11 protein-coding genes and 1 tRNA gene are annotated in these 13,608 nt (G+C 65.1%); all 12 read left to right on the top strand.

The genetic code is table 11. From position 1 onward, the window contains the following. The first annotated feature begins 26 nt into the window (after positions 1–26). The 12 genes from A7X65_RS07280 (at position 27) to A7X65_RS07225 (ending at position 13,593) form a co-directional block, all read left to right on the top strand. Positions 27–1,268 (top strand): acetamidase/formamidase family protein, encoded by a 1,242-nt coding sequence (locus tag A7X65_RS07280; RefSeq protein ID WP_063683579.1) that lies wholly within the window; start codon positions 27–29, stop codon positions 1,266–1,268. A 134-nt stretch (positions 1,269–1,402) separates the two neighbouring features. Continuing rightward, the gene (locus A7X65_RS07275; protein WP_063683578.1) at positions 1,403–3,733 is read left to right on the top strand and encodes an acetamidase/formamidase family protein; all 2,331 of its coding nucleotides are present in this window, start codon (positions 1,403–1,405) and stop codon (positions 3,731–3,733) included. 14 nt (positions 3,734–3,747) lie between these two features. Then, the gene (locus A7X65_RS07270) at positions 3,748–4,131 is read left to right on the top strand and encodes a RidA family protein (RefSeq protein ID WP_063683577.1); all 384 of its coding nucleotides are present in this window, start codon (positions 3,748–3,750) and stop codon (positions 4,129–4,131) included. A 1,159-nt stretch (positions 4,132–5,290) separates the two neighbouring features. Continuing rightward, the gene (locus A7X65_RS07265; protein ID WP_063683576.1) at positions 5,291–6,454 is read left to right on the top strand and encodes a PspA/IM30 family protein; all 1,164 of its coding nucleotides are present in this window, start codon (positions 5,291–5,293) and stop codon (positions 6,452–6,454) included. A gap of 10 nt (positions 6,455–6,464) precedes the next feature. Next, positions 6,465–7,127, top strand: coding sequence for an OB-fold-containig protein (locus tag A7X65_RS07260; RefSeq protein ID WP_063683575.1), 663 nt, complete (start codon positions 6,465–6,467; stop codon positions 7,125–7,127). A gap of 20 nt (positions 7,128–7,147) precedes the next feature. Next, entirely contained in the window at positions 7,148–8,848 is a 1,701-nt protein-coding gene (locus tag A7X65_RS07255) for a flotillin family protein (RefSeq protein WP_063683574.1), read from the top strand. A 212-nt stretch (positions 8,849–9,060) separates the two neighbouring features. Then, complete coding sequence (locus A7X65_RS07250) at positions 9,061–9,429, top strand: hypothetical protein (RefSeq protein ID WP_063683573.1); 369 nt, start codon at positions 9,061–9,063, stop codon at positions 9,427–9,429. Positions 9,430–9,629: 200 nt separating this feature from the next. Continuing rightward, a tRNA-Asn gene (locus tag A7X65_RS07245) sits at positions 9,630–9,704 on the top strand. Between the two features lie 212 nt (positions 9,705–9,916). Further along, positions 9,917–10,096, top strand: a complete 180-nt coding sequence (locus A7X65_RS07240) for a hypothetical protein (RefSeq protein WP_063683572.1) — start codon at positions 9,917–9,919, stop codon at positions 10,094–10,096. 136 nt (positions 10,097–10,232) lie between these two features. Then, positions 10,233–10,895 (top strand): protein-L-isoaspartate O-methyltransferase family protein, encoded by a 663-nt coding sequence (locus A7X65_RS07235; protein WP_063683571.1) that lies wholly within the window; start codon positions 10,233–10,235, stop codon positions 10,893–10,895. 206 nt (positions 10,896–11,101) lie between these two features. Further along, positions 11,102–12,508, top strand: coding sequence for a TolC family outer membrane protein (locus A7X65_RS07230; RefSeq protein ID WP_063683570.1), 1,407 nt, complete (start codon positions 11,102–11,104; stop codon positions 12,506–12,508). A gap of 308 nt (positions 12,509–12,816) precedes the next feature. Next, complete coding sequence (locus A7X65_RS07225; protein WP_063684852.1) at positions 12,817–13,593, top strand: PopZ family protein; 777 nt, start codon at positions 12,817–12,819, stop codon at positions 13,591–13,593. Positions 13,594–13,608: the final 15 nt, after the last annotated feature.

Raw genomic sequence — 13,608 nt, 5'->3', positions numbered from 1 at the left:
ACCGCGTTCTCCGAAGAGGCCACCTCATGAAGCATGTCACCCTGCCGGTTTCGCCGAAGACCGTTCACTGGGGATATTTCTCCAAGACAGTCACCCCGGCGCTGACGCTGCGCTCGGGAGATCGCGCAACGATCGAGACGCTGACCCATCACGCCAACGATGATTACGAGCGCATGATCCAGGGCGATCCCGGCGCCGAGAGCGTGTTCCGGTGGACGCGCGAGCACAAGGCGGTGGCGCGGCGCGGTTCGGGGCCGACAGAGGGCCCGTTCATCCGCGGCGCGGGCGAGGGCATTGGCGTGCATCTGCTCACCGGCCCGGTGGCGATCGAAGGTGCCGAGCCCGGTGACATCCTGGAAGTGCGCATCCTCGATGTCAGGCCGCGGCCGAGCTGCAGTGCCTGTCACGCCGGTCGCTGCTTCGGCTCCAATGTCGCCGCCAATTGGGGCTTTCACTACCACGACCTGATCGAGGAGCCGAAGCCGCGCGAAGTCGTCACCATCTTCGAACTCGACACCTCGGGCGAGCCCTATGCGAAGGCCGTCTACAATTACGTCTGGACTCCGCAGACCGACCCCGACGGCATCGTGCATCCGACCATCGACTATCCCGGTGTTCGCGTCGATCACGCCACCATCAGGAAGCGCGAGAACATTCTTTCCAGCGTGAAAGTGCATGCAAGATTGCACTTCGGCACCATGGGTCTCGCGCCTTCGGAAGCTGACTTCGTCAGCTCGATCCCCCCGAGCTACACCGGCGGCAATATCGACGACTGGCGGATCGGCAAGGGCGCGCGGATGTTCTATCCGGTTGCCGTGCCCGGCGCCTATTTCTCGGTCGGCGATCCCCATGCCGCCCAAGGCGACAGCGAGCTCGGCGGCACCGCGATCGAGACCTCGCTGACTGGCGATTTCGAATTCATCCTGCACAAGAAGGCCGACCTTGCGGGCACCCATCTGGAAGGCCTCGATCATCCCATGCTGGAGACCGACCACGCCTGGTCATTTTACGGCTTCACCTATCCGAACTATCTCGCAGCCCTCGGCATCGACGCGCAAACCGAGATTGCCAATCACAGCAGCCTCGACCGTGCGATGCGCGATGCCTTCAGAAAACTCCGCCGGTTCCTGATGACCGTGCATCGCCTCAGCGAGGACGAGGCGATCTCGCTGATGTCGGTCGGCGCCGATTTCGGCGTCACCCAGGTGGTCGATGCCAATTGGGGGGTCCACGGCACGATCCGCAAGAACATCTTCCGGTGCGACTAATGCCTTGAGACGCGGTCTGTTTTCGGGATGAGCCGGTGACAAGCGGAGACCATTTGCGGCCCGTCGCAGCAACGGATGACCGCGTTCGTCTGGCACAGAGGTTGCTTCGATCGACTGCAATCTGGGTCGATCCGATGAGCTTCCGGCCGTTCACGAGCGAGTCCTACGCACAAGACGACCGCCCCGAAGCCTGGCGGGACGTGCTGGCGGCGGTCGGCCTGCAGCCGGCAGGCGGCCATTCCTTCTTCGACGGGCACGCAACCGCCTCGCATCGCCATGCCCCAGGCATTGCGCTGACGCGCATGGCCGCGGGCGCGCAGAGCGTCGCACCTCTCTCGCAAGCCCATGAAGACCTTCCGATCGCGCTGATGCCCGTCGAGGACGGCATGGTCCTCAAGAGCGCCGGCGGTCACCGCATCGTTCCCGTCGGCCATCTCGTGCTGCTGCCGCGCGGCGGCGACTGGAGCATCGTGTTCCAGCGCGACATGCGCGCCATCGTGCTGTCGGTGACCTCGGAGGCGCTGCACGGACGCCTGTCGGGCAAGCCGCGGCTTGGCGAGCCCCGCGTCGTGCCGCCAAGCGGCTTCGCCGAGGTGTTCGCGCGTCTCATGGACGCGACGGCACGCACACTCGACAGCTTGAGCGATGCCGAATGGAATTCGCTCGCGCAATCGCTGGTCGACCTGCTCCTGACGTTCGCACATCAGCTGGCAGCCTCGGCGTCCGATGCCGGGTCGAGCGCGACGCAGGCCGCGCTGCTGCATCGGATCTGTCAGACCATCGAGCGCCGGCTCGACGATCCCGACCTGGTGCCGGGGCGTGTCGCGCAGGCCGAGGGCATCTCCGAACGCTACTTGCAAAAGCTGTTCGAGACCGTCGGCGACAATTTCACTCACTACGTCCGTGAGCGCAGGCTCCAGCGCGCCTGGGCGGATCTGTCCAGTCCGACCGAGGCGCATCGCTCGATCTCGGAGATCGCCTACGCCTATGGCTTTGGCGATTCCGCACATTTCAGCCGCGCCTTCCGTCATCGCTTCGGCCTGCCGCCGCGCGAGTTTCGCCAGCAGGAGGCGGAGCGGGCAACCTCGCAGCACGGCACTGCCGGCCAGCGCGGCTGGCCCCAGGAGGCGCTGGCACAGCTCCGTGCGCATCAGGGCGTCGAGGCACGCAGCAACGTCGCCCGGGCCGGCGCAGAGGAGCGGACGACCGCGGAGCGCAGGCATCACCACCTCCCGGTCGAAGCCAGCCGCGTTCATTGGGGGTATTTCAGCCGCTCGCTGCCGCCGCAGATCGAGATCGCGTCGGGCGATACGATCACCATCGAAACGCTGACACAGCACGCCTCCGACGACCCCGAGCTGATGATCGCCGGTGATGCTGCCGCCGAGAGCGTGTTCGGCTGGACGCGGAGCAAGAAGAATGTCGACCGCCGCGGCGCGGGGCCCATGGATGCCAGCGTGTTCGGCCGCGGTGCCGGCGAGGGGTTTGGCGTGCACATCTGCACCGGGCCCGTCGCCGTGAAGGACGCCCAGCCCGGTGATGTCCTGGAGGTGCGCATCCTCGACATCGTACCGCGGGCGAGCCGCAGCCCGCACCATGCCGGGCGCGTGTTCGGCTCATCGGTGGCGGCGTGGTGGGGCTATCACTACAACGAGTTTCTCGGCGGTCTCAAGCCGCGCGAAGCTGTCACCATCTACGAGATCTTCGACGATCCCGAGGCGCCGCATGCCCGCGCGCTCTATTCCTATCGCTGGGAGCCGCAGACCGATCCCTCCGGCGTGGTGCATGCCACCTACGACTATCCCGGCGTCCCGGTCGCACCCGGTACGATCAAGCGCCGCCACGCCGTGCTCGACGGCATCCGCATTCCCTTGCGGCCGCATTTCGGCGTGATCGCGGTAGCGCCGCGCGAGGTGGATTTCGTCGATTCCGTGCCGCCGTCCTATTTCGGCGGCAATCTCGACAATTGGCGGTTGGGGAAGGGGGCCGCCGTCTATCTCCCGGTCTCCGTACCGGGCGCGCTGCTGTCGATCGGCGATCCTCATGCCGCGCAGGGCGACGGCGAACTGAGCGGCACCGCGATCGAGTGCTCGATGACTGGCACCTTCGAGGTGATCCTGCACAAGAAGGCCGATCTCGCCGGACAGCCCTTCGCCGATCTTTCATACCCTCTGATCGAGACCGCGACCGACTGGGTGCTGACAGGGTTCAGCCATCCCAACTACCTCGCCGAGTTCGGCGCGCAGGGGCAGAGCGAGGTCTACGCCAAGTCGTCGCTCGACCGTGCCATGAAGGATGCGTTCCGCAAGATGCGGCGCTTCCTGATGAACACCAAGGGCCTCAGCGAGGACGAGGCGATCGCCTTGATGTCGGCTGCGGTCGATTTCGGCGTCACCCAGGTCGTCGACGGCAATTGGGGCGTGCACGCCATTCTCAGCAAGCGCCTGTTCGAGGGCGCGACCTAACAAGGACACATCACGTGAAATTCCACATGATCAGCGGCGGACCGAAGCCGGTCGCGCCCTTCAGCCACGCCGTCGAAACCGACGGCTTCGTCTTCGTCACCGGTCAGATGCCCGATACGCCGCAGACGCCGGGCGTGCTGCCCGACGGCATCGTCGCGCAGACGATGGCGGTGATGGAGAATTTGAGGGTGGTTCTCGCCGGCGTCGGTCTCGGCCTCGAGCATGTCGTGATGACCCGGATTTATCTCACGCGCTTCAAGGACGATTACGCCGCGATGAACGAGGCCTACCGCACCTATTTTCCAGCGGATCGTCTGCCGGCCCGCACTTGCGTCGGTGTCACCGGGCTCGCGTACGACGCGTTGATCGAGATCGACCTGGTGTGCCGGCGGCCGTGAGCCGCGCTTTCGTAGCCAGGATGAGCGAAGCGACATCCGGGAACCGCGCGAACGAGCATCCCCCGGATGTCGCTTCGCTCATCCGGGCTACAAGACCTTGCGCTGCCTGACGGGCAAAACACCCAAGTAACGGGTCAATCCGCACCGCGCAAAATATTCCACTTTACCGAATTTCGGCTTTGACGTATTCGTGGCGCCACCTCACCCCAGTCAGAGGGGCGTATCGCGATCGTCACGAAACGCGGGGTGAGCTGCGGTGGACGCGAGTTACATCGGCACGACAGGTTCGCAGGGCGGGCAACCGTGAGCGAAAACCGTCGCGCGCACGACCGGTGTAATCCGCGTACGGCAAAACCGTGTCGTCCTGGCGCCCGGGGTCTGTGCGCCAAGTCTTGTGGTGATGTGGCGGCCCGACCGGGCGCGCGCATCAGTTATCTGCAAGGCGACGGGGGCAATAGTGCAACGCTCCCCGGGGAGAACTCGGCATAAGCCGTCAAACCACTGCGCAGGGAAGGCCGGATGTTTGGCTTCACCTGTATGCCGCTGTGCAGCCTCTTGTAGCGCAACCTTCGCACAGTGGACCGTGGGTGCCCGGCCGGCACCCGGTCTTCCCTGCGCCCTCTGACAAAGGAGGGTGGAATGACCTGGCAAAGCTCGCGCGAACCAAGCCGCGAGAATGCGAAGGCGTGTCTGTGACCTGAATGCCAGATGGGAGAGCGACGCGATTGCCTCATACTCCGTCATTGCGAGCGAAGCGAAGCAATCCAGAATCCCTCCGCGGAAAGACTCTGGATTGCTTCGGAGCAAGAGCTCCTCGCAATGACGACGTTGAGAGAGCGTGCGCCTCCACCTCGGTCTCGTGCCCCGGACGCAGCGCAGCGTCTCTTGACGATGCGCTGCAGAGCCGGGGCCCATCTGTCACGACGCAATCCGTGTGGCGTGGGTCCCGGCTCTGCGCAGCAACGCCAGGAGCGTTGCAGCGCGTTCGGGACGCGAGAGCTTTGCCCGTCCGTGCAGGAAGTCTTGATCGGCGGTGACCCAGGAGTGATCCGCCGCCTTGAACGCAGCCCCGGGCGACAGCGACTAACCCTTGGAGTGCACAAGGATCAGTGGAACGTGATCGAGCTTCCTCTTCCTAAAGCACCAAAATGGTGCTTTAGTGCTTTTCATGAGCCAGTCGCCCCGAAACGCGCCGTCCGCGCTGCGTTACAGGCTTGCCCCTGAGCCGGCCGCCAAGGCCGCCATCGAGGCGACGTTCAGGGCCTATGACCGCATGATGGAGATACTCGACGAGGTCGCGCGGACCCACAATGTGGGCTCCAACGTCGTCCTGCTCCACGCCCATGCCTATGAGCCGATCCGGAAAGAGACCGCGCTGCCCTCGCGCCTGGTGACGCTGGGCCTGCGCGACCGCTCGGAATATCGCGCCGCGCAAGGCCGCCGCCTGCCGCTCGACGACAAGCTCGCCAAGATCAAGGGACCCGCCACCATTTCGATTGCGACCGTGCAAGGGCGCTTCAGCGTGCCCTTCGACTATGCCGGCTATGCCGAGGGCTGGGGGCAGAGCGTGCCCGCGCACCTCATCCGCACCGACGACGGTTTCGAAGTTCACTACGGCGTCACGCCGAATAGCCTGCCAGAGGAGGAGAACGCTATGGATACCATCGCTGCCGCCCCCGACAACTTCCTGTCCCGGGTCGGGCGCCTGATCGCCGGGATCGCCTACGACGCGATCGAGCAGGCGGAAGGCAAGAACAAGCTCAAGGTGGTCGGTCAGGCCATCCGCGAGATCGAGCGTGCGGAAAGCGAAGCGCGCGATGCGCTCGCGGCCGCGCGGGCCGAGGAATATCGGCTCAACGCCCGCCGCGGCGAGATCGAGCGCGAGATGACAGATCTTGCCGCCAAGATCGAGGGCGCGATCACCGACAGCCGCGATGATCTCGCCCGCGCCGGCATCGCGCGGCAGATGGATCTGGAGGCGCAGTTCGAGGTGCTCTCCCGCGCCATCGACGAGAACAACGAGAAGATCGAGCAATGCGTGACCTCGCTGCGCGCGGTGCTGTCGGCGCTGCAGGATGCCGAGCAGCGCCGCGCCGATCTCGAGAAGAGCGAAGCCCACGCCAGCCACCAGGCCTCGACCTCGCCCCGCAAGTCCGGCGGCAGTTCCGCGGCGGCAAAAGCCTTGCGGGCGGGCAGGGCGGTGGCAAGGGCGACCGGCGTGCCGCAGGGCATCCCGTATTCAAGCGACATCGACGAGCTCAGCGCGTTGCATCGCGACAAGGAAATTGCAGCGAGGCTGGCGCGGTTGAAGTCGCGCTCCTGAGTGCCGTGTCATGAGCACATTGCTCGAACACGTCATGATGCCGGAGGTCAGGCCGTTCTCGATCGCGGCGGCCATGATCCTCATCGTCGGCTCGCTCGAAGTGATCTCGATGCTGGTCGGAGCGTCCCTCAGCGAGATGCTCGGCACCAGCATCGATTTCAGCCATCCCAGCGACAACGGCGTGCTCAACGCCATCTCCTGGATCAATGTCGGCGGCGTGCCGCTGCTGATCTTCCTGTTGCTGGTGCTCGGCGCCTTCTCCATCACCGGCTTCCTGATCCAGGACATCGCGCGGATGGTGGCGGGTCCCTTGCCGGCGACGGTCGCTTCGATCGCGGCCGTCGCGGTCTCGGTTCCGCTGGTGCGTGCCGCCAGCGGCGCCATCGCGCGGATCATTCCCAAGGACGAGACTTACGTCGTCGGCCTCGGCGATCTCGTCGGCCGTGTCGGCGAGGTGGTGGTCGGTCCACTCGATCAGGGGCCGCCCGGCCGCGTCAGCGTCGCCGACGTCCACGGCAACCGCCATTTCGTGCTGGCGGTGGCGGCGCCTTCGTCATCGCCCCTGCCGCAGGGAACCCTGGTGCTTCTCGTCGATCGCGATGGCACCCGCTTCGTGGCGGTGAAAGCCGAGGATGAACTCAAGCCGTCCAAGCCCAGTCTAAGCAGCAGCTAGGTCATTCATTGGAGAAAGTCATGTTCGACATCGCAGTCCCGGCCATGATCGGCGTCGCGCTGATCGTTGTCCTGGGGATCGTCTTCACCATTCTCTACAAGCGCGCCACGCGCGACGAGGCCTTCGTGCGTACCGGCCTCGGCGGCAAGAAGGTCGTGCTCGACGGCGGCGCCATGATCCTTCCGATCTTCCACTCCTATGCCAGCGTCAATTTGAAGACGCTGCGGCTCACGGTCGAGCGCAAGGAGCGGGAATCCCTCATTACAAAGGACCGCCTGCGCGTCGACATCGTCGCCGAGTTCTACGTGCGCGTCCGCCCCGACGACGAGAGCATCGCGCTCGCGAGCCAGACGTTGGGCGCACTGACCAATGACGCGGAGGCCCTGCGCAACCAGGTCGAGGCGAAGTTCGTCGACGGCCTGCGGTCCGTGGCCGCAACCATGACCATTCTGGAATTGCAGGAAAAGCGCAGCGACTTCGTCAAGCACGTCCAGGCGACCGTCGAGTCCGACGTGAAGTCCAACGGGCTCGAGCTTGAATCGGTGTCGCTCACGAAGCTCGACCAGACCGACGTCAAGTTCTTCAACCCCGAGAACTTCTTCGACGCCGAAGGCCTGACCCAGCTGAAGACCGTCACGGAAACCCGCCGCCGCGACCGCAACGCCATCGTGCGCGACAACGAGGTGGCGATCGCCCAGAAGGACCTCGAGGCGCGGCAGCAGACGCTCGGGATCGAGCGGACCAAGAAGGAAGCCGAACTGTCGCAGGAGCGCGACATCGCCAACAAGACTGCCAGCACCCGCGCCGAGGTCGCATCCGCGACGCAAACCGCGCGCCTGACCGAGGAGAACGCCCGCATCGACACCGACCGTGCCGTCGCCGAGAAGGAGGCGGGCGCCAAGCAGATCAAGGAAACCGCGGTGATCGAGTCCGATCTCGCCATCAACAAGCGCAAGACCGACGCCCAGCGCGAGATCCAGATCGCGACGCAGGAGAACGAGATCCAGATCGCGTCCAAGAGCAAGCAGACCTCGGAAGCGGTCGCCGAAGCCAAGACCGCCGAAGCCGTCGCCGTCTCCGCGGAGGAAAAGGTCGTCACGGCACGCGCGGTCGAAGTCGCCGACCGCGCCCGTCTCACCCAGGTGCTCGCCGCACGCACCGAGGCCGAGCGCAAATCGACCGAGCTGATCGTCGCCGCCGAAGCCGAGAAGAAAGCCTCGCTCGACCGTGCCGAGGCCGTCAAGACGCTGGCCACGGCGGAGGCCGAGTCCAACAAGATCAAGGCGGTCGGTGTCAGGAATATCGGTGAGGCGGAGGCCGCCGTCATCACCATGAAGAACGAGGCGCAGAACAAGCTCGGCAGCAATGTCATCGACTTCGAGATCGCCAAGAAGCGGATCGAGACCATGCCCTCGGCGTTGGCCGAGATGGTGAAGCCGATCGCCAACCTGAAGGATGTCCGCATCCTACATACCGGCGGCGCCTTCGGCGGCAACGGCAATGGCGCCGCTGGCGGTGGCGTCGGCTTCGGCGAAGGCCTCGCCGGCGAGTTGCTCAAGGTGCACGCGCTGCGCCCGATGATCGACGAGATACTGCGCCAGAGCGGCTTTGCGCCGGGCGACGATCCCGTGAAGGCGCTGGTCGGTGCCGTGACGGGCAAGAGCAACGGTGCCGCAGTGCCGGCGCCCGCGACGGAGAAAACAAACGCCGCCGATCTATGAATGCCCATTCATTGCTGCTGAGAAATCGAAACGATAGAAACGGGCCGTGCGCGTCTCGCGTCGCGCAACGTCCCGGAGTGCTGGTCGATCGCGTCTCGTATCGTTCGATCGCACTCCGGACGCTTTGAAGAGGCAACGTCATTTGTTGCCGCGGCGCCTGCGCCGATCGACGTCAGGCGCCTCAAGCCTGTTTCGATCCGAGGATTTTTCACATGAAGTATTTTCTCTCCGGACTGCTTGCGATCGGCCTCTCGATCGCGGCCACGGCGTCGTTCGCCGCCGATGCCCGTAACGTCACCGTCGTCAACGAGACCGGCTATGCCATCAAGTTCCTCGGCTTCAACGCGCCGGACGATGGCCTGGACGAATGGGAGAACGAGCTCGAGAAGGTCTTGCAGAACCAGGCGAGCACCTATGTCGAATTCGACGAGGACGACGAGGGCTGCGTCTGGAACATCCGCGTCGACTGGCAGAATTACGACGAAGCCGTGCTGTGGAAGAACGTCAACCTCTGCAAGATGACCGCGCTCCGGCTGCGCTACGATCCCGGCACCAAGACCACGTCTTTCGTCGCCGAATAGTTTTCGCGGCGAGAGCGCCTTCGGGCGAAGTGGATACTCGCTCGCGTCAAGACAACGCGGCAGACCAAAACCTCGTGGCCCGGAGGAGGGGCCGGCCCAGGCCCTTCCTCGGATGCGTTGCGGAAGATAACGAATTCGTCCTTTGCAAGCGCAACCGGCTTTGTTATACGCACCCGCGCGCGGACGACAGTTCGCCCTTTTCCTCGGTAGCTCAGCGGTAGAGCATCCGACTGTTAATCGGATGGTCGCTGGTTCGAATCCAGCCCGGGGAGCCAAATTTCACCGTAAAATCAGTGCCTTGTGAGCGCTTTCTGATGTGGCGCACGACTGCGTTCGCGCAGTCTCTCAAGCCCTTCCGCGCCCATCCCAGCCAGAATCGCGTTCAACCAGATGTGTGCGCAGTCCCGCCCAAGCCGCGGGGGCGGCACCAAATCGACTTAATTCAAATCGAGCTTCGGAGGGCCGGACTCTTACGGAGCTGATTCCTATGCCCGACATCCAGATCGACCGCGCCCACCAGGCTCCCTCGATTCTGCCGGCCGACGTTCCCGAGCTCAGCGACGACGAGTGCCTTGCCCGCCTGAAGCGTGCTGTCGAGACGCCCGATTCGGCGCGGCTGGACGAGGTTGCCGCCTTGATCGGCCGTCTCGCGGTGACGATCGAATAGCGTCCTGTTCCCTGATGCGGTGAGATGTGCGGCGTGGCACGCTGGCGCCAACGGCCATGTTGCGTTTTCGCCGGGCATGTTCCAAAGATGCCGCCAACTTCCGTCCGCGGCATCGTCCGCATTTCAGGGTCCGCAAATGTCCGGTTTCTCGACCGCGCGCCTCAAAATGGTCGATGGCCAGGTGCGCACCAATGACGTCACCGATCGTCGAATTCTCGATGCCATGCTCACCGTTCCGCGCGAGGCCTTTGTGCCGGCGAGCCGGCAGGCCCTGGCCTATCTCGACGTCGATCTCGATGTCAGCGAGGGCGGCGCCAAGCGGTTCCTCATCAAGCCCCAGCTGACCGGCAAGCTGCTCCAGGCCGCCGAGATCGGCGAGGGCGACAACGTCCTGGTCGTCGGCTGCGCCACCGGATACCTCGCCGCGCTCGCCTCCAAGCTCGCCCGCCAGGTCACCGCGACGGAATGCGATTCGGCTCTGGCCGCGAAGGCCAGGGAGGCCCTGGTCGCGCTTGGCGTCGGCAACGTCACCTGCAAGGCCGCTCCCTGCACCGAGGGCGACCCCTCTGCCGCCCCCTATGATGTGATCATCCTCAACGGCGCCACCGAGGTCACCCCGGAAGCGCTTTTCGGGCAGCTCAAAGAGGGCGGGCGCCTCGTCGGCGTATCGGCCGAATCGCGGCCGCCCCGGGCCATGATCGTGACCCATACCCACGGCGAATTCGGCCATCGGGCGCTGTTCGACGCTGCGGCTCCGGTGCTTCCCGGGCTGGAGCGGGCCGCCGCTTTCGTCTTCTGACCCCCAAAATCCCGTTAAAATACCGTTCTGAATCAGAAGTGTGGCCGGGATGCTGCACGTGAAGAGTTTCCACCGAGAACTACCTTGAGGTAGTTCCGTCGCGCCAATCCGCGTCCTATGTTGCGGCGGGGCAACGACTCCACTCGGTAGACGATAACCCAGCTCGCGGGCACGAGTCGGGCGTTAGAATGAACGGAATTTTTGGGATGCATGGGGTGAAGCTCTTCACCGGAGCTGCAGTTTCGGTCCTGCTGCTGGCGCTCGCCGGGCCGACGCCTGCCTTGGCGGACACGATCGAGGCCGCATTGGTGCGCGCCTATCAAAACAATCCGCAGCTCAACGCACAGCGCGCGCAGGTGCGCTCGACCGACGAAAACGTGCCGCAAGCTTTGTCGGGCTACCGCCCCAAGGTTAATTTGACCCTCAGCAGCGGGGCTCAATATCAGGATATCCAACAGACCCAGAAGGGCCCGACGATCCACAGTAACGGCGTCGGCGCCCCCGAGCCCCTTCAGCCCAACGCCGCCAGCCTGACCGTCAACCAGACGCTCTACAACGGCAATCAGACCGCCAACAGGACGCGTGCGGCGGAGAGCCAGGTCTCCGGATCGCGCGAGGCGCTGCGTGTGCTCGAGCAGACGGTGCTGCTGCAGGCCGCCACCACCTACATGGACTATTTGCGCGACTCGGCAACGCTCGAAGTTCAGCGCAGCAACGTGCGCGTGCTCGAACAGACGCTCAAGCAGACGCGCGATCGCTTCAATGTCGGCGAGGTGACGCGCACGGACGTGGCGCAATCCGAAGCCCAGCTCGCGGCCGGCAAGACGCAGGCCCTGACCGCCGAATCGAATCTCACGACGACGCGCGCGAACTTCCGCCGCATCATCGGCAACGAGCCGGCAAACCTGGCTCCGGGCTCGCCGGTCGATCGCTTCCTGCCCGGGACGATTGCCTCGGCGGTTAATCTCGGGCTGGTGGAGAACCCGAACGTCACGGCCGCGATGTTCGGCATCGACGTCAACTATCTCCAGGTCAAGATCAACGAGGGCGCGCTGCTGCCGACCGTCACGGTCCAGGCCGGCATCACCCAGTCGTACCAGCAGACCCTGACGGTGTTCCGGACGACGACCGCATCCGCCATCGCGACCGCCTCCGTGCCGATCTTCCAGGGTGGCGCGGAATACGCACTGATCCGGCAGTCGAAAGAGAATTTGGCGCAGCAGCGCCTCAATCTCGAAACCACCCGCGACCAGACCCGCGCCAACATCGTGCAGGCCTGGGGCCAGCTCGAGGCCGGCAAGGCGCAGGTGCAGTCCGCACAGGCGCAGGTGACGGCGTCCGAGATCGCACTGAACGGCGTGCGCGAAGAAGCCAAGGCCGGCCAGCGCACCACGCTCGACGTGCTCAACGCGCAGCAGGCGCTGGTCAACGCGCGCGTCGCGCTGGTGACCGCACAGCACGATCGCGTGGTTGCATCCTACTCGGTGCTCAACGCGGTGGGCCGTCTCGCACCGCAGGTGCTTGGTCTCAACACCACGGTCTACGATCCGAGCGTGCACTACCAGCAGGTCCGCGACAGCTGGGCCGGCGTGCGTATTCCTGACGGGCGCTGAGTCCCGTAGTGATCCGGTCGGCCTCGCAAACAGCGAAGGCCGATCGGTGCTTTGCTTGCAATCATCAAAACCCCTGACATAGCCTTGCCAAGATGATGCGGATCGATTCGCTCCGCATTCGATGTCGTGTGCGTAAAGCTTGAGTGCCGAGGGCAGGGGCGCACCGCCGCACGTTGAGCCGTGATCTGGGGACAAGTCGGGCTGCCGCGACGAAAATGTCGGGGCGTTCGTTGCGGAACCGGCCAATCCTGTCGTGCTTGGTGTAAAACAACGCATGCGAGGGCGTTGATGATGATGTGGAGTCGGAGATGACGCAGCCTGCAAAGGTCACAGAACCCTCGATGGAGGAGATTCTGGCCTCGATCCGGCGCATCATTGCCGACGATGAGGCGAAGCCGCCGCCGGCTGAAGCTGCGAAGCCCGAGAAGGCTGCAGCCCCCGCTGCGCCACCCAAGCCGCAGGCCATGAACGACATTCCGCCCTCCAAGGTCGCCCCCGCAAAACCTGCCGCCGAGAAGCCCGCGCCACCGCCGGCCGCAAAGCCGGCTCCCGCGCCGCCGCCTCCGGCGCCCGCAGCGGATGCCGGACCGAACAACCAGGACGATATCGACGCGCTGCTCGCCGGGCTCGACGCGGCGACGCCGGCACCCGAGATGCGTGCTCCGGAACCGGAGCCGGAGCCAGAACCCGATGTGCTCGAATTGACCGACGAGATGGCGATGGACCCGGTGCCGACACCGGCTCCGCCGCCGCCAAGCTTCCGCAAGGTCGAGCCGCGGGACGACCTCGAATTTGCCGAGGCGCCGCCGCCGCGCCCGGCACCATCCTTTGCGCCGGTCGACTTCGATGCCCCGCCGCTGCCGCCGCAACAGCCGATCCTGGCGCAATCGACCGTCTCCGCGGTCGAATCGGCCTTCAACTCCCTGGCCCATACTGTGCTGAGCAGCAATGCGCGGACGCTGGAGGATCTGGTCAAGGAGATGCTGCGTCCGATGCTGAAATCCTGGCTCGACGACAACCTTCCGGGTCTGGTTGAACGCATCGTGAAGGCGGAAATCGAGCGGGTCTCGCGCGGCGGCCGGTAGGCCTCGGGCGAGGGC

The organism is Bradyrhizobium stylosanthis, from assembly GCF_001641335.1.
GTDB lineage: Bacteria > Pseudomonadota > Alphaproteobacteria > Rhizobiales > Xanthobacteraceae > Bradyrhizobium > Bradyrhizobium stylosanthis.
This window is presented reverse-complemented; position numbering and strand designations above follow the sequence as displayed.

Bases quoted from the DNA above. Each gene is read 5' to 3' on its own strand.
- A7X65_RS07235 (WP_063683571.1), top strand. From the start codon at position 10,233: ATGTCCGGTTTCTCGACCGCGCGCCTCAAAATGGTCGATGGCCAGGTG.
- A7X65_RS07280 (WP_063683579.1), top strand. From the start codon at position 27: ATGAAGCATGTCACCCTGCCGGTTTCGCCGAAGACCGTTCACTGGGGA.
- A7X65_RS07240 (WP_063683572.1), top strand. From the start codon at position 9,917: ATGCCCGACATCCAGATCGACCGCGCCCACCAGGCTCCCTCGATTCTG.
- A7X65_RS07255 (WP_063683574.1), top strand. From the start codon at position 7,148: ATGTTCGACATCGCAGTCCCGGCCATGATCGGCGTCGCGCTGATCGTT.
- A7X65_RS07275 (WP_063683578.1), top strand. From the start codon at position 1,403: ATGAGCTTCCGGCCGTTCACGAGCGAGTCCTACGCACAAGACGACCGC.
- A7X65_RS07250 (WP_063683573.1), top strand. From the start codon at position 9,061: ATGAAGTATTTTCTCTCCGGACTGCTTGCGATCGGCCTCTCGATCGCG.
- A7X65_RS07260 (WP_063683575.1), top strand. From the start codon at position 6,465: ATGAGCACATTGCTCGAACACGTCATGATGCCGGAGGTCAGGCCGTTC.
- A7X65_RS07225 (WP_063684852.1), top strand. From the start codon at position 12,817: ATGACGCAGCCTGCAAAGGTCACAGAACCCTCGATGGAGGAGATTCTG.
- A7X65_RS07230 (WP_063683570.1), top strand. From the start codon at position 11,102: ATGCATGGGGTGAAGCTCTTCACCGGAGCTGCAGTTTCGGTCCTGCTG.